This window comes from Pseudomonas sp. IAC-BECa141 (assembly GCF_020544405.1).
Lineage (GTDB): Bacteria > Pseudomonadota > Gammaproteobacteria > Pseudomonadales > Pseudomonadaceae > Aquipseudomonas.
In genome coordinates this window covers 3,370,690-3,393,333 of the sequence record NZ_CP065410.1, presented here as the reverse complement: position 1 = coordinate 3,393,333, position 22,644 = coordinate 3,370,690, and the positions used below count along the sequence as shown (strand labels likewise).

Sequence of the window (22,644 nt, the reverse complement as noted above, 5' to 3'; positions counted from 1 at the left end):
CTCTGAGCGCTCTTCTCAGAAATAAAGTTGCTAAACATGGATGTTAAAAAAAGTAATTCGAATACGCCTGTCATGACGCCTGCTCAACAGGGCGTTTTTTTTGACCTGTATAAAAAGCAGATCCCGAACTGGTTGCTTGAGTCTTCGGAAACTGCTCGAAACGATCTCTATGAAAGTTTCAAGAAAAGTTTCAAATCCCGTCACGCCGCGCGGGAAAAATTGCGCGCACTGAAATCCCCTCAGAGTTTTTGCACGCCACTGCTGGCCAAGGCCATGGCCGAGAAACTGGGCGAACCCTTTGAGGTCGAAGGGGCGATATTTCAGCATGTCCGCTCTGCGTCGAGCCTCTTGGGGCTGCATAGAAAACTGGTGCTGCCCATCAATCGCGATTTGTTGACCGCGGCTTGCGAGAATTTCGAATTGTCGGAAACCCTGGCCAGCACGTATCACGAGAGTTCCTTGCTGTACATCCCGGAGCGGATAACCGGACGGAACAATAAGGTATTGTCGATACAGCCTCACGAATTTGCCAGGCTTTGCCGGTATCTGGATCTGGGCAAGCAATACCAGAAACATATTGAGGGGTTCTTCGGCAGCGACAGTCAAATCGCAAGTTTGCAGGAGTCCGCTATTGCATATTCCAGGGATCAGTTTGATGTCGAACGGCACATCGCTTATATGCGCGGGCATATCAGTTCCGATGTTCACCAGATGCTTGGATCGGTGAGGAACTCGAATCCTGCAATCAAGCTGGGCAAGAACACCCTGGGTTATCAAAGCCTTGAAATTCTCGGAGTACAGCTCAAAGGCCCGATGTTCATCGGTCCGGTCAGCGAACATGCGGATGACGATTACCGTTGTGTCATCTATATGCCTGGCGATCCCGATCGTCCTCTCAAGGAGTACCCCAGTTTCCAGAAGTTCGAGCTCGAGTTGAGCGGGCGTTTACGCAACTCGCAGTTTCGCAGTTTTTTCATGCGCTTCATCCCGATGAAGGATCGCTCGGTTTTCCTCACGGGACTCGACGTACGTCTGTTGAAAGCCCGACCGAACCAGTTCCCCGTTTCCACGACCTTTCTTCCGCTGAATGGGATCGATCTCCAGGGGGACGCAAGAGATAACCTGTTTCTCGCGATGTTCCAGCACCGCGCGGAGCAGGTTCGGGCCGATACTCGCCTGCTGGTAGTGCCGACGGATGATGAAGATGAGAAAACCCGCCTTGCCAGGCAGGACTCCTATAAAGCCATCGGGCTGAATACGCTGTTGTTCTTTGCGTCCTTCGTGCCGGTTCTCGGTGAGGTCATTTGTGCCGTCGCCGGGATCCAGTTGCTCGGTCAGATCTACGAAGGCATCGACAGTTGGGCCCACGGTGACCAGGAACATGCCACCGATTGTCTGTTCGATACGCTTGAAAACCTGATCCTCATGGCGGGTTTTGCCGCAGGCGGTCTTGCTGTCGGCAAAGCCTACAAAGTCGTGCGTTCGTCGAGTTTCATCCAGGGACTTCGGCGCGTTCAGGTTGGCCCAATGTCTTATCGCCTGTGGAATCCGGACATGAAGGCTTACCGTCAGCGCGAGTCATTGCCGCGCAGTTTTGCTGCGGATGCGCAAGGGCTGGTATGGCGTGCAGACAACCGCTATTTGCCGCTGGGTCCCGACGCGTATGCGGTGCGTCCGTTGACCGGCACCGGTTTGTGGGAGGTCCATGACCCGCACTTGCCCGGGCGTTATTCACCGTTGCTTGAGACCAATGGAGCTGGCGCCTGGCGTCATGACTCCGAGCTGCCCCATGATTGGAGTTCGTTGACCCTGTTCCGTCGTCTGGGTTTTCGCGAGGACAGGATTTCGGACATCCGTGCCCTGCAAGTCATTGCGGCCAGCGGAGTCAGCCAGGCGGCCATGCGCAAGTTATTTGTCCAACGCAGCAAGCCAATGGCGATGCTCACAGACTCGGTCAGACGGTTTCGTGCAGATTCCGACGTCAGTGAGTTCATGGCGCAAATTGACACGCCCGCGTCTGCTTCATTGGCGGATGCCGATCTGCAACTTTATTCGCTGACAGCGGCAGGTCGCTGGCCACGGGATATGGGCATCCTTGTGAAGGACATTACTGGAAACGAAGTGGCCCGCTATGGCGCAGACAAGACTGAACGCCAGGTGAGCATCAGTGAGGATGCACTGCGCAACGGTCAGTTTTATACGCCTCTTCTGGCGGCACTCAACGACAGTGAGCGCACACACTTGCTGGGTTCGGCCACTGTGGAGTCGAAAAACCAGATAGCGTTATTGGGTAAACATATTGCCGGGCTGGCGCCGCGGATGCGCATGGCGATGTTGGAGCGGTTGTTCCGGCGAACCGATGTCTGTGAGCTTTCCGCAGGCGAGACGATCATCAAGGCGTTTCCAGGGCTTTCAGCCAGTGTTGCCGACGAACTGGTGCAACATGCCGATGCGCGTGAGTGGGCGCAGCTTGAATCCGACACCGTACCGTTGCGTCTGGCCGAGGAAGCCAGGCGCTATCAGCAGGTACAGCGACTGAACCGCGCGTACGAGGGGTTATACCTGGACGCCGCCAGCGGGCGCGATGCAGACATGCTGGTACTCGATACCCTGAGCCACTTGCCGGGCTGGCCTGATGATGTATTTGTCGAAATCCTGGATTGGGGAGTGTACGCCGATCAGCGGGCCGTCATTGGCCCGAGCGATGCCCCACACAAAGTGCTTGTCGAAGCCTATGCCGAGCGCTATCAGGTCCAGGATCCGCGTAACAGTAGCGTGTCCAGTCATCCGGCACGCACCCGGGCGAATTTTTTCCAGGCGCTGTGGGAAAGCCTTCCAACCCACAGTCGCAAGGCCATCGGCGTTGACGCGCAAGTTGACGGCACGGGCTTGCGACAGAAAATCACTGCATTGGCGCTGCAGCGGCGCGAAGCCTTCGCCAGGGTGCTGGAAATTGCACCGGTGCGATCGAGTTATCGTTCACCCATGGGGCTGGCAGATCCCCGGATCGAACAGGTCACTGTCGAGCAATCGGCACCTTCAAGCCATTCTTCTCCTGGCATTTCCCCCGCGCCCGCGCTCGTGCGTCGGGCGCAGGAGTTGTACCCGAGCCAATCAACCGCACAGATCAAACGTTTCGTGACCTCACTGGGCACCGATGAAGTACTGGCCATCAGATCGCTTGAGCGGTTGCACGAGCAATACCGAACGATGGTGGAAACCCTGGAGCGCTGGACTCATCGCAATACGTACTATCAGGATGAAGAAGGGCCCAGGCTCAAGGTGCCAGTCCACAGCAAAGCCCGGGCAATGCAAGCCATTTTGCGCGCGTGGCGCAAGGAAACCCGCGACGCGTCGCATCCGGGGCATCCGACCTACAGTCTGACCCTCGATCCGGCGCCGTTAGGGGAGATGCCGACCCTTGTCGGTGACTTTGCCCACATCACCGCGCTGGAAATGAGCGGCGTGGGCGCCAGTGCAGGTTTGAACAGGTTTCTGCACAACTTTCCCGGATTGCGGGTGCTGAATCTTTCGGGGAACGGACTGACACGCATCCCTCTCGCGATCGGGGACATGCCGGGGCTGACGGGGCTGGACTTGAGCAACAACCGCATCCGGCTTACCGGGCAGACGATTGTGGAGCTGGCCAGCAAGCAGCACCTGCGTACGCTGGATATGGGTTTCAACCCGCTCCTGGGGCGCACTCCGGATATCAGGGCGCTGCGCAATCTGCGTCACCTGAACCTGCGCAACACCGGCATTAGCGAATGGCCCGCAACCGATGCGCTTGCGCATCTGGAAACACTCGATCTGCGCAATAACCAGATCGTCGATATCCCGCCATCAGTGTTCAACTCTCGCGCTGTACTGAACCGGGGTACCGCCATCGACGGCAATCCGCTGTCGACAGAGAGTTTGCAAGCCATCGCGGCGTACCAGCAGTCACAAGGTATCAGTCTGGGCGTTAGCACCACCGAGTACGCCCGCGCCGCGCGGTTGGCCGGAGGTCGGGAAGGGACCGCGTGGGTAAATGGCTTGCCGACGGTGGAGGTTGAGCGGGCGAAGCAAGTACTGTTGTCACTGTCGGCTGATCCGGACTCTCGGGATTTTTTTGAAGTGCTCATGCAACTGCGTGAAACCTCCGATTTTGCCCGAACCCGCGAACAGCTGGGCCAGCGTGTGTGGAATGTGCTGGAGGCTGCCTGCGAGGACGACTCGTTGCGTCGTGCGCTGTTTCGCATGGCCCGCGCAGGCTGGCTCAGTGCGCCCAACGTTGCTGGACTGTTCAGCGATCTGGAAGTCAGGGTTCTGTGTTATCGGGCAGCGGCAGCGGCCCGCACCGGCACGCAGACTCTGGAAGGCGATCTGGTTCGCCTGTTGCGCGGGCTGTTTCGTCTGCAGCAGGTGGAAAAACAGGCGTTGATCGATAGTGCGCGGCGTTCCCGCGCAGGCACCTTCACCCAGCGTCAGGCGCTGGACATCAGTCTTGTTTACCGGGTACGACTGGCGCAGCGCCTGGCATTGCCTGCACAACCCACGGAGCTGAATATGCCACTGGATGTCGAGGTGACCGATGCGCAGATCGATCACGCGTATCTGGAGGTCGTCAGGGCCGAGCAGACGACGCAACTCTCTGAGTGGGTCAACAGCCAGGAATTCTGGACCGAGTATTTGCTGACGACGCATCAGGACGCATTTACCAGTGTGTTCGATCGCAGCGCTCAAGCGTTTGCGCGACTGGAAGCGCAAGCCGGACTGTCTCGTGAAGCCGCCAGTCAACAAATGACGACGATTTTAGACAACTTCAGAAATGACAGCCTGGAGCTGCGTAAACAGTTGACCATTGCGGCGCTGGCGAGGCATCCGGGTCTGAGCTTGCCGGTCACGCCGGAATCGAACGAATTGGTAAAAACGCAGGGATAAGCAGCAATACCCGAGCCCGCGAATGCAGGCTCGGGTACACGGTCAACGGCGACGGAACAGCGGCAGCGGTTCGTCAGTGGCGGCCTGATAGGTCACCGAGAAGTCCTTGAGGCTTTCAAGGGCGTCGTACGGGTCTTTGTCCGCACGCAGGGCGAAGGCATCGAAACCGCAACGGCGCATATAGAACAGCTGATCGCGCAGCACGTCGCCGATGGCCCGCAGCTCGCCTTTGAAACCGTAACGGTCACGCAGCAGGCGGGCGTTGGAGTAGTTGCGACCGTCGGTGAAGGCCGGGAAGTTCAGGGCAATCACCTGGAACTCGTTCACGTCGTCACCGATTTCCTCGGCTTCTTCGTCGGCATCCAGCCACACACCCAGACCGCCGTCGCGGGCCTTGAGCATGCGGGCGTGCTCACGCCACAGCTGCAGCGGGACGATCAGGTCGTCGCAGTTGCTGATTTCGTCGATGTTGAAATCCTTGGGCAGCAGGTGCCAGGTCTCGTCGACGACCTCGTTGTTCTTAATGATTCGCTGCATAGACGCGTTCCTTGAAGAGGTCGATGCCAATACGCTGGTAGGTGTCGATGAAACGCTCGTCTTCGGTGCGTTGTTCCACGTACACGTCGATCAGTTTGGAGATCACGTCCGGCATGTCTTCCTGAGCGAAAGACGGGCCGAGGATCTTGCCCAGGCTGGCGTCACGGCTGGCGCTGCCGCCGAGCGAGACCTGGTAGAACTCTTCACCTTTCTTGTCCACGCCCAGAATGCCGATGTGGCCGACATGGTGGTGACCGCAGGCGTTCATGCAACCGGAGATGTTCAGGTCCAGTTCACCGATGTCGAACAGGTAGTCCAGGTCGTCGAAACGGCGCTGGATCGATTCGGCAATCGGGATCGACTTGGCGTTGGCCAGAGAGCAGAAATCGCCGCCAGGGCAGCAGATGATGTCGGTCAGCAAGCCGATGTTCGGCGTGGCGAAGCCGCTTTCACGCAGCTCGCCCCACAGGGTGAACAGCTGGCTCTGCTCGACGTCGGCCAGAATGATGTTCTGCTCGTGGGAGGTGCGCAATTGACCAAAGCTGTAGCGGTCGGCCAGGTCGGCGACGGCGTCGAGCTGTTTGTCGGTGATGTCGCCCGGTGCAACGCCGGTCGGCTTCAGGGACAGGGTCACGGCCACGTAGCCCGGCTTCTTGTGCGCCAGGGTGTTGCGGGCGCGCCAGCGGGCGAAGCCCGGATGCTCTTTGTCGAGAGCGGCCAGTTCGGCGTCCTGATTGCTCAGCGCCTTGTAGTCCGGGTCGACGAAGTGTTTGGCGACGCGATGAACTTCGGCTTCGGTCAGAGTGGTCTGGCCGCCGCGCAGGTGTTCCATTTCGGCATCGACTTTCTGGGCGAAGACTTCCGGAGTCAGCGCCTTGACGAGGATCTTGATCCGCGCCTTGTATTTGTTGTCACGACGGCCGTAGCGGTTGTAGACCCGCAGGATCGCGTCGAGATAGCTCAACAGGTCCTGCCATGGCAGGAACTCGTTGATGAACGCGCCTACGACCGGAGTACGACCCAGACCGCCGCCCACCAGCACGCGGAAACCGAGTTCGCCAGCCGCGTTGTGCACTGGCTCAAGGCCGATGTCGTGGACTTCGATGGCCGCACGGTCGGAGGTCGAACCGTTGACGGCGATCTTGAATTTGCGCGGCAGGTAGGCGAATTCCGGATGGAAGGTCGTCCATTGACGAACGATTTCGCACCACGGACGCGGGTCGATCAATTCGTCGGCCGCAACACCGGCGAACTGGTCGGTGGTGACGTTGCGCAGGCAGTTGCCGCTGGTCTGGATCGCGTGCATCTGCACGGTGGCCAGCTCGGCGAGGATGTCCGGGATGTCTTCGACCGCCGGCCAGTTGAACTGCACGTTCTGGCGCGTACTGATGTGGGCGTAGCCCTTGTCATAGTCGCGGGCGATTTTGGCCATCATGCGCATCTGACGCGAAGTCAGCTGGCCGTAAGGCACCGCCACGCGCAACATCGGCGCGAAACGCTGGATATACAGGCCATTTTGCAGGCGCAGGGGGCGGAATTCTTCTTCGCTCAGCTCACCTGCCAGATAGCGTCGGGTCTGATCACGGAACTGCTTGACGCGGTCCTCGATGATCCGCTGATCGTACTCGTCGTATACGTACATATAAGTCCTGTTCTCAGGCTTGGGCCACTCGGAAAACGCTGCGTTTTCGCTTGCTGGAGTCCGATGGTTCCTCTGCAATTCTGCGCGCACGGCCGCGCACTCCTTGACGGAGCCGGGGCAATATACCCGTTTGCAGTTATGCGCAAAAGTGATGTTTGAGTATATGGAAAGAACCAAATCGCCTAACGAGAATTACTGTCAACTAACCCACATTTGTCGTGCGGTCAATCATCGTCTTAACTGTGGTCGAGTCTTTCTGCAATCACCGACAAAACCGACAAGAGGCGATGCAATGAGCAACCCAACCAAGGCAAGGAAAAGCGATAGCAGCGTCGATGCATGGGCCATTCTGTTCCTGATCATTCTGGTCGTTGGAACAGCGGTGTTCTGGGTCAGCCATCAGTAAAACGACTCGTCCGGGCCCCGCTTGCGACGATTGTCGGACAAAAGGCGGGATCAAGCGCCAAAGGTCAGGCGATCAATGGCTATAATGCGCGGCCATTTTTCCCTGGGCCCGGATGTTTCATGTTCAAGCTTCTCCACATCAGCCTGCTCCTGTTCGGCGCGGTTTTCGCTACCTGCGCGCGTGCGGAGTCGGTGCTGTTCCTGAATCCGGGCTCGACTCAGGAAACGTTCTGGCTCAGCTACTCGCAGTTCATGCAGGCCGCTGCCCGGGATCTGGGTGTGGACTTGCGCATCCTTTACGCCCAGCGCAATCCCGAACTGACCCTGGCCCAGGCGCGCCTGGCCCTGCAAGGGCCAGATCGCCCGGACTATCTGGTGTTCGTCAACGAACAGTACGTGGCGCCGCAGATCCTGCGCATGGCCAATGGCAGCGGCGTGAAGCTCTTTATTGTCAACTCGGCACTCACGCCCAGCCAGAAGGCGCTGATGGCAGATCGTGCTGATCATATCGGCAGCCTGGTGCCCAACGATGAAGAGGGCGGCTATCTGATGATGAAGGAGCTGATTCGCTTGCATCCACCCGTGGCGCCCGGTGAAAGCATTGATCTGCTGGCCTTTTCCGGTCTGAAAATCACCCCTTCGGCGCAACTGCGCGAAAAGGGCATGCAGCGGGCGCTGGCCGAGCACCCTCAGGTGCGTCTGCGACAACTGGTCTACGGTGGCTGGACGCAGCAACGGGCCTACGAGCAGGCCAGACAGTTGCTGGTCCGTTATCCCGACGTTTCGTTGGTGTGGGCGGCCAACGATGAAATGGCCTTCGGTGCGATGCGCGCCGTTTCCGAGGCCGGCAAAGTACCGGGCAAGGACGTATTGTTCAGCGCGGTCAATACCTCGGCCAAAGCTTTGCAGGCGGTAGTGGATGGGCGCTTGAGCGCCTTGCTCGGCGGCCATTTCACTCTGGGCGGCTGGGCGCTTGTCGAGTTGCACGATCACGCGCAAGGCGTCGATCTGAACCAATATGGCGGTCGTGACCGGCAGATTCCTTTGTTACAACTGATCGACAGGGATCATGCCCGCCGAATTCTTGCCATGGGCGCCTCGCCAGACTACGGCGTGCACTTTCGCAAACTGTCGGCGAAGGGCCGTCCGGTTTCGTATCGCTATCCGTTCAACCTGCAGACCCTGATGCACTGACGCAGATCAGACGCCCGCCAGATGCACCACCAGTTGCACGATGCCGAACAGCGTCAGGGCGAACACCGCCGTGAACGCGATGCCCAGGAAGATGAAGTGGCTGGGCTTTCCATGGGTGAAGTCCCTTGCCCGGTTCTTGCCGCTCTGCACCCCGAACGCCGCTGCCATGACGCTGTGCAGCATCTGCCAGAAGGTCGGTGGCTTGTTGTCGACTGGATCGTCCATACATCCCTCGTCTTAAAGTGTGCCTATTGAGCATAGTCAATCGGCTGGCTGCGCGAGAAACCATTGGAAACCCCTCGCTGACGCCGACATAACTATCTACCACGGCTGGCCGCCTTCGAAATGGTGTGCTGATGCTTCACTTTCACAGGAGAAGCGTTATGTCATCGATCCCGGCTACCGGAATGAAGCCAGCCGCCTCACAGAGCATCCACGGTGCATTTCTCGAACAGGCCATTCCCGATTGGTTGACGGACGCCACCGCGCAGCGCCGCGCAGAACTCAAAAGCGCCCGTGCGACGCTGCCGCCTGGCTATCGGCAAGCCACCCGGGCGCAGCGTCGAGCCCTGAATGACGGGTTTACCGCCAGCTTTGTCGCCCAGTCCCGGCTGGACAGACAACTGTCATCCCTGCAGGACATCGACACGTTTGCCGAGCCTCTGCTGATTGAAGCGTTACGAGACGAGTTCGGCATCGAAATGGATGTCAAAACGATCTATCTGCGCCTGAACAAAGCTGTCGAGGCCGGTATTTTCTCGATTGAAGTGGGGGTTTATGAAGTCTCCACACTTTCGTTACTGCAGGCGGCCCTGCATAACTTCGAAGACTCGGAATGCGAACCGGGGGCCTTTCACCGTTCTTCCGGTTTTCTGGTCGAACGGAGGAAACCCGGAGAGTTGCTGCCCCTGACAACGCCGATGACCGTCACTCGATTCACGGCTTTATGCCGTTCGCTGGATATCGGTGCGAAGTATCAGGCCTATCTCAAGAATTTTTTTGATTCCAAAGATGCGCAGGCCGCAACGGCACTGCGTGAGACATTCATCGGCGCTGCCAAAGCCGATCTGCACGCTGCTGCGCAGTACGCGTTGTCCTGTGGGGATATTGAACCCGAGGATTACACGATGATCCTGTCGGTCATCGATGGAGACCTTCATCCGCGTCTGGGCCGCAAGAACGTCTGGTTTCACGATCTGAGCCTCATGAAGCATCGAATGACAGGCTGCGTCTGTTTTTCGATCAGTGAAGACGAGCGTTATACCGATGATCTACTGCTCTACATTCCCCATGACCCTTATCACCCGTTGAAGCGTTATACCCGCAGACAAATGGAGGCGATGTTCAAACGAAGATTCACTGAACGCGACGGCTTGTCGTCTGAAGATACGGTGCCGACGGCCTATCAGCGGTTTTTCAGTCGTTTCGTGGCGTATGCGGATCGTGGGGACTATTTCAGCCGTTTCTTGCACGACTCATCGTCCACGGCTCATTTTTCCGCTGATGCCATCGCACTCCTCAATCCTTTCGGGGGCCTCTGGCGCATTCATAACAGGCCTCCCGCCGTGGAGACAAAGTCCCCCGAGGATGACCCTTTTCTGGCCCCCACCGTTATTCCACGGGAGGGCGATAATCCCACCTCTGAAAATGTCGATCTGTGGAACTATCTCTTTGAACGGCACCGTGAGCGGACCATTGCCGATGCCCGCAGTCACGCCGTGCCCACGGCAGATGTCGACGAAAAGGTACGCAGCAGGAAACTCGCGACATTACTGAACATCGGCATGCTGGTGTTGACCACCGCAGCGGGTTTTGTACCGGTGCTGGGTGAGATCATGACGGCGGTGATGGTTGGCCAGTTGCTGGAGGAATCCATTGAAGGCGTCATCGAGTGGAGCGAAGGCGATCGCAGGGCCGCCAAGGCGCACCTGATCGATGTTGCGGAGAACCTGGCTCTGTTCGGTTTGCTCGCTGGCGCCGGTAAAGTCCTGTCCCGCCTCAAGCCGGCCACGGCTGCGCCGGTCATAGAAAAACTGCGGCCAGTCACATTGGCTGACGGTCAAACACGGTTGTGGAACCCGGATCTGACGGTCTATGAAAGCCCTGTTGAACAGCTTCCCCAGGGCGGGCCTAATGCTCAGGGCCAATTCATTGCACAGGAACGAGCCTGGATCCGGTTGCAGGGCCGGGTCTACGAAAAGAACTGGGACAGGGCATCCCTGCGCTGGCGTATCAGGCATCCCCGTGATCCTGATGCCTATCAGCCGATACTGAGCCACAACGGTGCCGGCGCCTGGCGATCCACGCTGGAGCGCCCGTTGTCCTGGGATCGCTTGACACTTTTGCGCCGGATCGGTCACAGCACCGAAATGCTGACCGACGAACAATTGCTGGCCATCGCCGACATTGGCGCAGTCAGTGACGACAGCTTGCGCAGAATGCACGTGGACAACCTGCCGCCACCGCCTGAACTGGCCGATGCGTTGCAACTGTTCGACGCGCAACGTCAAACCGCCACACCGGATGCACGGCTCCTCAAACTGCAACGGGTATGTCCGGGGCTCGGTGAAAACGCTGGCCGGGAAGTTCTTGCCCATGCAGACGCGGAATCACTGGCGGCTTTGCAAACGTCGACTTCAGTGCCGCGCCGCCTGCTGGAGGAGGCACGCTGGTACGCCGGACAGGGAAGGGCGGCCCGAACCTATGCCGGCCTGCATCAAGAGCATCCCTCCCTCGACAGCTGCCGGCTGGCCTTGCGATTACTCGAAAAGTTGCCGGGCTGGCCGGACGATGTGCGGCTTGAACTTCGTGATTCACACATTCACGGGCCGTTGCTGGAGGCGATTGGCGGCCAGTCGGTCACGAACCGGGTGTGCGTGGTCAAGCAAGGGCCGCTGTTTCAGGCATTCAGTGACCATGGATGGACGCAGAACGGCCAGCTCGATACCTTTTTTCCCTCGCTCATGCGCGCCTTGCCACAGGAAGCCAGTCAAGCTCTGGGGCTGTCTGGAAGTGAAAGCAGCGCTCGCTTGCAGCGGGCAATCATCGACTATGCAACCGCGCATCCTGAGCAGGTTCGTACGGCCGTGGCCCTCTCAAGTCCGAGCAACCGTACGTACCAACCTCCGATACGCCTCAAGAATCGTCGATTTGGGTATCTCGCCAGTGGCGAGGGCGCGCTGGGGCGCCCGGGGATCAACACTTCACTCGCGGTGCAAGTGCTGGAACTCTATCCAAATCTGGATTTCAGACAGGCCAACGGAGTTGTGCTGCGAGCGATGCGAGAGGGGCAAAGTGATGTTCAGATCATGCAGTGGCTCAACGAGCGTGCTCAGGAATGGGAACGCCTTGAATCGACCCTCGATCACTGGGCGGCCCCCGGCCCCGGCCTTGAAGAACGTTTGAGAGCCGCGCATGACTTGAAACGCTGCTGGCGTGAAGCCCCCTTGGCTGCGAGCAATCGCGGCTACGACCAATTTGTCTGGGTCTGCGATGATCCGCTGCCGTCGCTGTCGGCGAGCTTTCCCCACGTCAAGTCCCTGCTTGTGCAATCGCGTCGGTCGGAAACAGGTCAGATCCGCAATTTCCTCCGCGCTTTTCCCGAGGTTCGATATCTCGACCTCAGTGACTGTGCGCTGACAACCAACCCGATCCCGACGGATATCCGCGCCAGACTGGTCGAACTCGACCTGTCCGGCAATCCGATTTACAGGTTGGATATGTCGAGCATGCCGAACTTGAAGGCGCTGAGCCTTGAAGGCACGCAGTTGCAGCAGTGGCCACGGGGCGCCGAGGACCTTCAGGCGTTGCGCTGGCTGGATTTGCGAAACACCCGCGTTACCTCGCTGCCTCCGCAGGCTCTGGCCCGTGATGACCTGCTGATCAACATGCTTCTGACGGGGGCTCCCCTTGGGCCAGACACACAAATTCAGCTGCAGGCGGCCCGGTCCCGGGTCGAGTCGACGCTGGGGCTGCCGGAGGGAGCACTGGCGAGATTTGCCGCTGAACCCCTGCCCGACAGGAGCGCGCAACCCATGGAGACCGGATCCCGTGTGGCATCGCGGTTGTTGCAGTTGCCACCGGCGCCGCCTGCCGAAGAAAGTCTTTCTTCCTTCATCAGCCGCTTGCAGCGGGTGATTCCCGGTCTGTCGGAGGAGGACGCGATTGACGTGGTCGAGTACCTGCGCTTCGGGGCTACCGACGCGCAAGTCAATGCTCGTATCAATGACTGGAACCAACGGTTCGAAGCGCTGACGCGCGAGCTCAATGGCTGGATCTTCGTGCGACGCAGTGTCGACATGCGTTTCAGGCAGCCGCGGATTTCCTCGAAAGGCCGGGCGCAGGCGGCGCACAGAATCATGGAGTGCTGGCAAATGGGCCTGTTTGGCGAGGCCGGCGTAACCGACTATGTGCTGGATCTGGAGGGTATTCCCGGAGTGGGGGCGTTGCCCGACCTGCCGGAAGCCTTTCCTCATGTAAAGGGTCTGAACCTCAGGGGGCTGGAGCTGAGCGAGCAGGGACTGCAAGGGTTTCTCACGTCATTCAATCAAGTGGAAACCCTGGATCTGGCCGCCAACGCGCTGCGAGACCTGCCGCAAGCCATTGGCGATATGGAGCGACTGGAGCAACTGGATTTGTCCGCCAATCGGTTGCATGACGCTCATGCAGCCGAGCAATTATTAGGTTCGCTGAACCATCTCAAGCGCTTGCGCCTGAACCTCAACCATTTCAGAGCCTTCAGTGCAGCGTCTCTTGAGGGGTTGGAACTGCTGGAGTTGAACCACAACCGGATCCGCTACTTCAACGAAGCGATCCCGCCCTGGCTCGAAGCGCTGCATTTGAGCGGTAACGACCTGAGGGAATGGCCGGCACAAGTTTTACAGGCCGAACACTTGCGCACACTGAGATTGTTGGGCAATTCGATCAGGGATATTCCGGAGCAGCTCTTTGACGGCAATCATGACGAGCTGCTGCTCGACACCCGTTTATCCGGAAACTATCGCTCACTGTCGACTGCCAGTCTGCAACGGATCCGTGACTATTTTGATCGTACGGGCTACCAGTCGGCACTGGGTATTACCCGGGAGACGCTTGAACAGTGGATGGCAGACACGGACTGGGAGGAACCCGGTGGTTCCTCCTCTTCCGGAGGGGCTGATCAGCACTGATTGTTCAGTTGTCGTAACCCAGGTTCGGCGCCAGCCAGCGCTCGGTCAGGCTCAGTTCCTGGCCCTTGCGCGAGGTGTAGCTCTGGACCTGATCCTTGTCGATCTTGCCCACGGCGAAGTACTGCGCCTGCGGATGCGCAAAGTACCAGCCGCTGACCGCTGCCGCCGGGAACATCGCGTAGTGCTCGGTGAGGAACACGCCGCTGCGGCCGGCGCGCATTTCCTGCGCCTCGGGGTCGAGCAGGGCGAACAGCGTGGCTTTTTCGGTGTGATCCGGGCACGCCGGGTAGCCCGGTGCAGGACGAATGCCTGAGTACTGTTCTTTGATCAGCGCCTCGTTGTCGAGGGCTTCATCCTTGGCGTAACCCCAATGCTCCTTACGCACCTGCTGGTGCAGCCATTCGGCGCAGGCCTCGGCCAGACGGTCTGCAAGTGCCTTGACCATGATCGAGTTGTAATCGTCGCCAGCGTCCTGATATGCCTTGGCCACTTCTTCGGCGCCGATCCCGGCGGTGGTGATGAAACCACCGACATAGTCGGTCACCTCGCTGTCCTTCGGCGCGACGAAGTCGGCCAGCGAGAAGTTCGGCTTGCCGTCGGTCTTGATGATCTGCTGACGCAGGTGATGCAGGCGGGCCATGGGCTTGCCGTCATCGCCGTACAGCTCGATATCGTCGTCATGCACCTGATTGGCCGGCCAGAAGCCGAATACCGCACGGGCGCTGATCAGCTTTTCGTCGATCAGCTTGGTGAGCATCTCGCGGGCGTCCTTGTACAGCGAGGTCGCCGCTTCGCCGACCACTTCGTCTTCAAGGATGCGCGGAAATTTGCCGGCCAGGTCCCAGGAGATGAAGAACGGCGTCCAGTCGATGTATTCGACCAGTACGTTGAGGTCGATGTTGTCCAGCACGCGGGTGCCGGTGAAGGTCGGTTTGACCGGGGTGTACGTGGCCCAGTCGAACTGCGGCTTCTTGGCGATCGCGGCCGCGTAGCTCAGGCGCTCGGTGCGGGCACTGCGGTTGGCGGTGCGCTCGCGGACGTCGATGTACTCTTCGCGGGTCTTCTCGACGAAACCGGCTTTCAGTTCCTTGGACAGCAACTGCGTCGCCACGCCCACGGCGCGGGAGGCGTCGGTCACGTAGACCACCGCGTCATTGCTGTACTTGGGCTCGATCTTCACCGCCGTGTGCGCCTTGGAAGTGGTCGCGCCGCCGATCATCAACGGCAGGTGGAAGTCCTGACGCTGCATCTCGCGGGCCACGTGGACCATTTCGTCCAGCGACGGGGTGATCAGGCCGGACAGGCCGATGATGTCGCATTTTTCTTCGCGGGCTACCTGCAGGATCTTCTCGGCCGGCACCATCACGCCGAGGTCGACGATGTCATAGCCGTTGCAACCCAGCACCACGCCGACGATGTTCTTGCCGATGTCGTGCACGTCGCCTTTTACCGTGGCCATCAGGATCTTGCCCTTGGCTTCCGGCTTGTCGCCTTTTTCCAGCTCGATGAACGGGATCAAGTGGGCCACGGCCTGTTTCATCACGCGGGCGGACTTCACCACCTGCGGCAGGAACATTTTGCCGGCGCCGAACAGGTCGCCGACGATGTTCATGCCCGCCATCAACGGGCCCTCGATCACTTCGATCGGGCGGGCGAAGGACTGGCGGGACTCTTCGGTGTCTTCAACGATGTGGGTGGTGATGCCTTTGACCAGCGCATGCTCCAGACGCTTGTTGACGTCCCAGCCGCGCCATTCTTCGGTTTCGGCTTCCTTGACGCTGCCGTCGCCCTTGTACTTGTCGGCGATGGCGAGGAGGGCATCGGTGCCTTCAGGCGTGCGGTTGAGGATCACGTCTTCGACGGCGTCGCGCAGTTCCTGCGGGATCTGATCGTAGATCTCCAGCTGACCGGCGTTGACGATGCCCATGGTCAGGCCGGCGCGGATCGCGTACAGCAGGAACACCGAGTGAATCGCCTCGCGCACCGGGTTGTTGCCGCGGAACGAGAACGAAACGTTGGACACGCCGCCGGAGCTCAGGGCATACGGCAGTTCGTCACGGATGTAGGCACAGGCGTTGATGAAATCCACAGCGTAGTTGTTGTGTTCTTCGATGCCGGTGGCCACGGCGAAGATGTTCGGGTCGAAGATGATGTCTTCCGGCGGGAAGCCGACTTCGTTGACCAGAATGTCGTAGGAACGTTTGCAGATTTCTTTCTTGCGCGCTTCGGTGTCGGCCTGGCCGGCTTCGTCGAACGCCATCACGACAACTGCCGCGCCGTAGCGTTTGCACAGCTTGGCGTGGTGGATGAACTGCTCGACGCCTTCTTTCATGCTGATCGAGTTGACGATGCCCTTGCCCTGAATGCATTTGAGGCCGGCTTCGATCACGTCCCATTTCGAGGAGTCGATCATGATCGGTACGCGGGAGATGTCCGGTTCGCCGGCAATCAGATTGAGGAAGGTCACCATGGCCTTCTTCGAATCGAGCATCCCTTCGTCCATGTTGATGTCGATCACCTGGGCGCCGGCCTCGACCTGCTGCAGGGCGACTTCCAGGGCTTCGGTGTAGTTGTCCTCACGGATCAGGCGGGCGAATTTCGCGGAACCGGTGATGTTGGTCCGCTCGCCGACGTTGACGAACAGCGAGCTGCGATCGATCGTGAACGGTTCCAGACCCGACAGGCGGCATGCCTTGGGAATGTCCGGAATCTGCCGTGGCGCGTAGCCGGCGACGGCTTTGGCGATGGCTTCGATGTGGCCTGGTGTGGTGCCGCAGCAACCGCCGACGATGTTGAGGAAACCGCTTTGGGCGAATTCTTCGATGACCTTGGCAGTGTCCGCCGGCAGCTCGTCGTACTCGCCGAATTCGTTCGGCAGGCCGGCGTTCGGGTGGGCGGATACGTGGGTGCTGGCCTTGTCCGACAGCTCTTCCAGGTACGGACGCAGCTCGCGGGCGCCGAGGGCGCAGTTCAGACCTACCGAAATCGGTTTGGCGTGGGCCACGGAGTTCCAGAACGCTTCGGTGGTCTGGCCCGACAGGGTACGGCCGGAGGCATCGGTGATGGTGCCGGAAATCATGATCGGCAACTCGAAGCCCAGTTCTTCGAACACGCCTTGTACGGCGAAGATCGCAGCCTTGGCGTTCAGGGTGTCGAAGATGGTTTCGATCAGGATCAGGTCGGCGCCGCCCTCGATCAGACCCTTGGTGGCTTCGGTGTAGTTCTCCACCAACTCATCGAAGGTGACGTTGCGATAGCCCGGGTTGTTGACGTCCGGTGACAGTGAGCAGGTGCGACTGGTAGGACCGAGCACGCCGGCGACGAAACGCGGCTTGTCTGGCGTCTCGAGGGTTTTCGCATCGGCGACCTTGCGCGCCAGCCGGGCGCCTTCTACGTTGAGTTCGTAGACCAGTTCTTCCATGCCGTAGTCGGCCATGGAAATCCGGGTGGCGTTGAAGGTGTTGGTTTCGAGGATGTCGGCGCCGGCATCCAGGTAGGCTTTTTCGATGCCACCGATCACGTCCGGGCGGGTCAGTACCAACAGGTCGTTGTTGCCCTTGACGTCACTCGGCCAGTCGGCGAAGCGTTTGCCGCGATAATCCTGTTCTTCGAGCTTGTAGCTCTGGATCATCGTGCCCATGCCGCCGTCGAGAATCAGGATGCGCTCTTTGAGAGCTTGCTTGAGTGCTTGAAGGCGAACGCTGCGATCGGACATTGGGACTACTCGGAAAAAGACCATGACGAAGGGCCGGGATCATAACAAACCTGTGCGGTTTTAGAGCATGTGGCGCTTTTGCATGAATATCGCTCATGTTGGTACGGTCGTCATAACGGTAGAATCGCGGCGTTTTTCTTCTGGATCAGGATCAGGGACATGTCGTACCGCGTCATCAGCATTGCATTGCTGTTTTTAAGCTTTGGCGCGGCGGCGCAAAGTCCTGCCGTTTCTCCCGCTATTTCTTACACTCGCGATATCCAGCCGATCTTCACCGAGAAGTGCGTGGCCTGCCATGCGTGCTACGACTCCGCCTGCCAGCTCAATCTGGGCAGCGGCGAGGGCGCTGCCCGTGGTGCGAGCAAGATGCCGGTCTATGATGGCGAACGCACCCAGGCGGCACCGACCACGCGGCTGTTCTATGACGCCTTTGGCAAACGTGCCTGGCAGCAGAAAGATTTCTATTCCGTACTCGATGCTCAAGGCAGTCAGGCCGCGCTGATGGCGCGCATGCTGGAGCTGGGGCACAAAACGCCGCTGACGCCCAACGCCAAACTGCCGGAAGACATCGTGCTGGGGCTCAATCGCGAGAACCTGTGCGCGATGCCCGCCGAGTTCGACGGTTATGCCAGCGCCCATCCGAAAGAGGGCATGCCGCTGGCGGTGACCGGCCTGACCGATCAGCAATATCAGACGTTGCAACGTTGGTTGGCGTCCGGTGCGCCGATCGATGAGCAAGGCCTGGCGCCGAGCGCCAAAGAGGCGTTGCAGATCGTTCAGTGGGAAAACCTGCTCAACCAGCCCGGCGCGCGGGAAAGCCTGGTCGGGCGCTGGCTGTTCGAGCACTGGTTCCTGGCGCATATCTATTTCAAGGACGGCGAGCCGGGGCATTACTTCCAGTGGGTGCGTTCGCGCACACCGACGGGGAAGCCGATCGATCTGATTGCCACGCGTCGCCCGAACGACGATCCGGGTACCCAGGTTTACTACCGCCTGTGGCCGGTGCAGGGCGTGATCGTGCACAAGACCCACATCACTTATCCGCTGAGCGCGGCGAAGATGGCGCGGGTCAAAAGCCTGTTCTACAACGGCCACTGGCAGGTCAATGCCTTGCCGGGCTACGGACCGCAGAGCCGGGCCAACCCGTTCGCGACCTTTGAGGCGATTCCGGCGCAGGCGCGCTATCAGTTCATGCTCGATAACGCCGAATACTTCGTGCGTACATTCATTCGCGGGCCGGTATGCCGCGGGCAGATCGCAACCGACGTGATCCGCGACAACTTCTGGGCGCTGTTCCAGGCGCCGGAACACGACCTGTACATCACCGACCCGAACTATCGCGGCCAGGCCACGCCGTTGCTGGCCATGCCGGGGCAGAACGACGATGTCGGCAGCGTGCTGAGCCTGTGGCACAACTACCGCAACAAGCGAAACAAATACGAAGCCCTGCGCCGTGACAGCTACGCCGACCTGCCGGCACCGAGCTGGTCGACCCTGTGGGCCGGCAACGACAACGCCTTGCTCAGCATCTTCCGTCACTTCGACAGCGCCTCGGTGACCAAGGGCCTGATCGGCGAAGTGCCGCAGACGATGTGGCTGTTCGACTATCCGCTGCTGGAGCGCACCTATTACCAGTTGGCGGTGAATTTCGATGTGTTCGGCAACGTCTCCCATCAGGCGCAAACCCGCTTGTATTTCGACCTGATCCGCAACGGCGCCGAGCAGAACTTCCTGCGTCTGATGCCCGCCGATTCTCGCGAGGGCTACCTCGACGATTGGTACCAGAGCAGCGGCCAGTTCAAGATGTGGCTCGATTACGAAGCCATCGATGACGACAAGCCGACCGCGCTGAAGCTCGACGAGAAAGACCCGAAACACGATTTCGCCATGCAATTGCTGGCGCGCTATGGCGACCTCAACGCGCATCCGGATCCGATCAACCGCTGCGCAGACGCCTATTGCTCGCGTCCGAACATCGACCCGGCCCTGCAAAACGCCGAACAGGCGCTGAGCCGCCTGACTTCACGCCCGGCGGCTGGCTTGAAAGTGATCGATCAATTGCCGGAAGCGACCATGCTTCGGGTTGAAACCCGCAGCGGCAAACGCGAGGTCTACAGCCTTATGCGCAACCGCGCCCACAGCAACGTGGCGTTCCTGCTCGGTGAATCGCTGCGCTATCAACCGGGGCTGGACACGCTGACGATCTATCCGGGTGTGCTCAGCAGCTACCCGAACTTCATGTTCAACATCCCGGCTGATCAGGTGGCGGCGTTTGTCGATGCCATGGAAAACGCGAAGGATGCGCCGCAATTCGAGAAGATCGTCGAACGTTGGGGCATCCGCCGCAGTCATCCGCAGTTCTGGTTCTATTTCCACGACTTGAGCCAGTACATCCACGAGACCGAGCCGGTGGAAGAGGGCGTGCTGGATATGAACCGGTACGAGAATCTTTGATCGTTTGAACGATGGCGGTTGTCCCAATCCTGTGATGTACGGAATCGGGAGCGCCATCGATGTTGATTTCAGTGCAGGCCCTGCGCGGGCTGGCCGCGTGGGCAGTGGTCTGCCATCACTTCATGCAGATTTTCTTCGACTTCAAGGCGCGCGGGCCGATAGGGCAGCTGTTCATCGACAAGGGCGCGGTGGGCGTCGATATCTTTTTCGTGATCAGCGGGCTGGTGATTTTCCTGTCCACCGAAGGCAAGGCGTTGCCGCCGACGCGGTTTCTACTGTATCGACTGTTTCGGATTGTGCCGGCGTATTGGCTCTACACCGTTCTGATGGCGTTGCTGGTGGTGTTCGCCCGGCCATTGCTGCCGGATCAGACAGTGGACTGGAGCCATTTGCTGTTGTCGCTGCTGTTTATCCCGACCGAAAACCCCGGTGGCTACGGGATCTACCCGACCCTGAACGTCGGCTGGACCCTGAATTACGAAATGCTGTTCTACGTGTTGTTCGCCTGGGCGCTGTTGTTCCGGCTGCAAGTGCGCTTGCTGGTGGTCGCGGCGCTGCTGTTTGCGGTGTGCCAGGCCTGGACCGGGTTTGGCTGGGTCAGCGAGTTTTATCGCTCGGACATCGTTTATGAGTTCCTGCTGGGGATCGGCCTCGGCATGCTTTACCGCCGCGGCTGGATCGGGCCGGCGCTCTGGCTGCCGTTACTGGGGATCGGCGCGGCGTTGCTGGCGATCTATCACCTGCCACCGGAACCCCGATTGCTCAACTGGGGCGTGCCCAGTGCCGTGCTGGTCATGGCCAGCATTGCGCTGGAGCGACATGTCGAGCGCAACAGGTTGCTCAAATTGCTGGGCGACTGTTCGTACTCGGTGTACCTGATGCACGTGCTGGTGCTGTCGGCCGGCGGGTATCTGGCCCGGCGCTATGGGATCAACCCGTATTTGATGTTTGGCGCCTGCGCACTGGCCATCGGAATCGGTTCGTGGCTGAGCTACGAATGGGTGGAAAAGCGCAGTTATCAGTGGCTTAAAGCTCGGATCGACGGCGAACGTGGCGCTTAGCCGATTTGCGAACTATTCCTACGTAAATACTAGGACTTTGTGCCGCGCGCCGATTGGCGTAAACTCCGCCTCAAGCCTGCGAGGAGTCTCCATGACCGCTATTACCATTACCGACGCCGCCCATGATTACCTGGCCGATCTGCTCTCCAAGCAGAACACTCCGGGCATCGGCATCCGCGTTTTCATCACCCAGCCTGGCACCCAATACGCCGAAACGTGTATTGCCTACTGCAAGCCGGGCGAAGAAAAACCTGAAGACACGGCGCTGGGGCTGAAAAGCTTCACTGCTTACATTGACTCGTTCAGCGAAGCGTTTCTCGATGATGCCGTCGTCGACTACGCCACCGACCGCATGGGCGGCCAGCTGACCATCAAGGCGCCAAACGCCAAAGTCCCGATGGTCAACGCCGACAGCCCGATCAACGAGCGCATCAACTACTACCTGCAAACCGAAATCAACCCGGGGCTGGCGAGCCACGGCGGTCAGGTCAGCCTGATCGATGTGGTTGAAGACGGCATTGCCGTATTGCAGTTCGGCGGCGGTTGCCAAGGCTGCGGCCAGGCGGACGTGACCCTGAAGGAAGGCATCGAGCGCACCTTGCTCGAGCGCATTCCGGAGCTCAAGGGCGTTCGCGACGTGACCGACCACACGCAGAAAGAAAACGCCTACTACTAAGGCGTTCGCTGCGGCATGAAAAACGGCGCCCCGTGAGCGCCGTTTTTTTTGCGTGAAATTTGATCGTTCCCACGCTCTGCGTTGGAATGCAGCCCGGGACGCTCCGCGTCGCATTCATGGTCGATAAAGGTGCGCATGCCCCGCGCGATACAGCGATGACTCACCAAAGTGATCGCTACCCAAAACCCGCCCAACCAGAATCAACGCCGTACGCCGAAACCCCTTCGCCGCCACCTTCGCGACAATGTCCTCCAGCGTCCCCACCACCCAATCCTGATCCGGCCACGTCGCCCGGTGAATCACCGCGATCGGGCAGTCCGCGCCGTAATGCGGGAGCAACTCAGCCAGAATCTTCTCCAGATGATTGACCCCCAGATGAATCGCCATGGTCGCCCCGTGCTGCGCCAGATTGCCGAGTTCTTCACCGGCGGGCATCGCTGTCTTGTCCGCGTAACGGGTCAGAATCACGCTTTGTGAGATGTCCGGCAGGGTCAGTTCAGCGCCCAGCAGCGCGGCGCACGCAGCCGTGGCGGTCACGCCGGGAATGATCTCGAACGGAATATCCAGCTCGCGCAAATAACGGATCTGCTCGCCAATGGCGCCATACAGACTCGGATCGCCCGAATGTACTCGTGCGACGTCCTGGCCCCTGGCGTGGGCGGTCTTGATCAGGTCGATGATCTGTTCCAGGTGCAGCTCGGCGCTGTTGACCACGGTTTCAGCGCAATGACCCTCCAGCACCGCCGTCGGCACCAGCGAACCTGCGTAGATGATCACCGGGCAACTGCGGATCAGCCGCTGGCCTTTGACGGTGATCAATTCCGGGTCGCCGGGGCCGGCGCCGATGAAGTAAACGGTCATCGCTGGAT

Annotated in this window: 11 protein-coding genes; 6 read left to right on the top strand and 5 right to left on the bottom strand. The window is 59.6% G+C overall.

Annotation, left to right across the window (positions count from 1 at the left end; genetic code table 11):
* The first annotated feature begins 36 nt into the window (after window positions 1–36).
* Window positions 37–4,923, top strand: a complete 4,887-nt coding sequence (locus tag I5961_RS15410; protein WP_227232751.1) for a dermonecrotic toxin domain-containing protein — start codon at window positions 37–39, stop codon at window positions 4,921–4,923.
* Between the two features lie 42 nt (window positions 4,924–4,965).
* On the opposite strand, the gene I5961_RS15405 is transcribed toward I5961_RS15410, so the two are convergent.
* Complete coding sequence (locus I5961_RS15405) at window positions 4,966–5,460, bottom strand: DUF934 domain-containing protein (RefSeq protein ID WP_007959510.1); 495 nt, start codon at window positions 5,458–5,460, stop codon at window positions 4,966–4,968.
* Window positions 5,444–7,102 carry a nitrite/sulfite reductase gene (locus I5961_RS15400; protein WP_085695922.1) on the bottom strand — a complete coding sequence of 553 codons (1,659 nt, stop codon included), beginning with the start codon at window positions 7,100–7,102 and terminating at the stop codon, window positions 5,444–5,446. The genes I5961_RS15405 and I5961_RS15400 overlap by 17 nt, the downstream gene beginning before the upstream one ends.
* Before the next feature lie 525 nt (window positions 7,103–7,627).
* Between I5961_RS15400 and I5961_RS15395 the strand changes: the two genes are divergently transcribed.
* On the top strand, window positions 7,628–8,701 hold the full coding sequence (locus I5961_RS15395) for an ABC transporter substrate-binding protein (protein WP_085695923.1): 1,074 nt from the start codon (window positions 7,628–7,630) through the stop codon (window positions 8,699–8,701).
* Window positions 8,702–8,707: 6 nt separating this feature from the next.
* Here the strand turns inward: I5961_RS15395 and I5961_RS15390 are convergent, their stop codons facing one another.
* Window positions 8,708–8,926, bottom strand: coding sequence for a DUF2970 domain-containing protein (locus tag I5961_RS15390; protein WP_007959515.1), 219 nt, complete (start codon window positions 8,924–8,926; stop codon window positions 8,708–8,710).
* 158 nt (window positions 8,927–9,084) lie between these two features.
* On the opposite strand from I5961_RS15390, the gene I5961_RS15385 reads away from it, so the two are divergent.
* Entirely contained in the window at window positions 9,085–13,869 is a 4,785-nt protein-coding gene (locus I5961_RS15385) for a dermonecrotic toxin domain-containing protein (RefSeq protein WP_227232750.1), read from the top strand.
* Between the two features lie 4 nt (window positions 13,870–13,873).
* Here the strand turns inward: I5961_RS15385 and metH are convergent, their stop codons facing one another.
* Window positions 13,874–17,584 (bottom strand): methionine synthase, encoded by a 3,711-nt coding sequence (gene metH, locus I5961_RS15380; protein ID WP_085695925.1) that lies wholly within the window; start codon window positions 17,582–17,584, stop codon window positions 13,874–13,876.
* 159 nt (window positions 17,585–17,743) lie between these two features.
* Here metH and I5961_RS15375 point away from each other — a divergent pair, with 159 nt between their 5' ends.
* From I5961_RS15375 to nfuA, 3 genes are all read left to right on the top strand, one after another.
* Complete coding sequence (locus tag I5961_RS15375; protein WP_227232749.1) at window positions 17,744–20,038, top strand: fatty acid cis/trans isomerase; 2,295 nt, start codon at window positions 17,744–17,746, stop codon at window positions 20,036–20,038.
* Window positions 20,039–20,097: 59 nt separating this feature from the next.
* Window positions 20,098–21,099 carry an acyltransferase family protein gene (locus tag I5961_RS15370; protein WP_227232748.1) on the top strand — a complete coding sequence of 334 codons (1,002 nt, stop codon included), beginning with the start codon at window positions 20,098–20,100 and terminating at the stop codon, window positions 21,097–21,099.
* Between the two features lie 91 nt (window positions 21,100–21,190).
* Window positions 21,191–21,775, top strand: a complete 585-nt coding sequence (nfuA, locus tag I5961_RS15365) for a Fe-S biogenesis protein NfuA (RefSeq protein WP_007959519.1) — start codon at window positions 21,191–21,193, stop codon at window positions 21,773–21,775.
* Between the two features lie 114 nt (window positions 21,776–21,889).
* Here nfuA and cobM read toward each other — a convergent pair whose 3' ends face one another.
* A complete protein-coding gene (gene cobM, locus I5961_RS15360; RefSeq protein ID WP_227232747.1) occupies window positions 21,890–22,636 on the bottom strand; it encodes a precorrin-4 C(11)-methyltransferase in 747 nt (248 codons plus the stop codon).
* Between the last annotated feature and the right edge of the window lie 8 nt (window positions 22,637–22,644).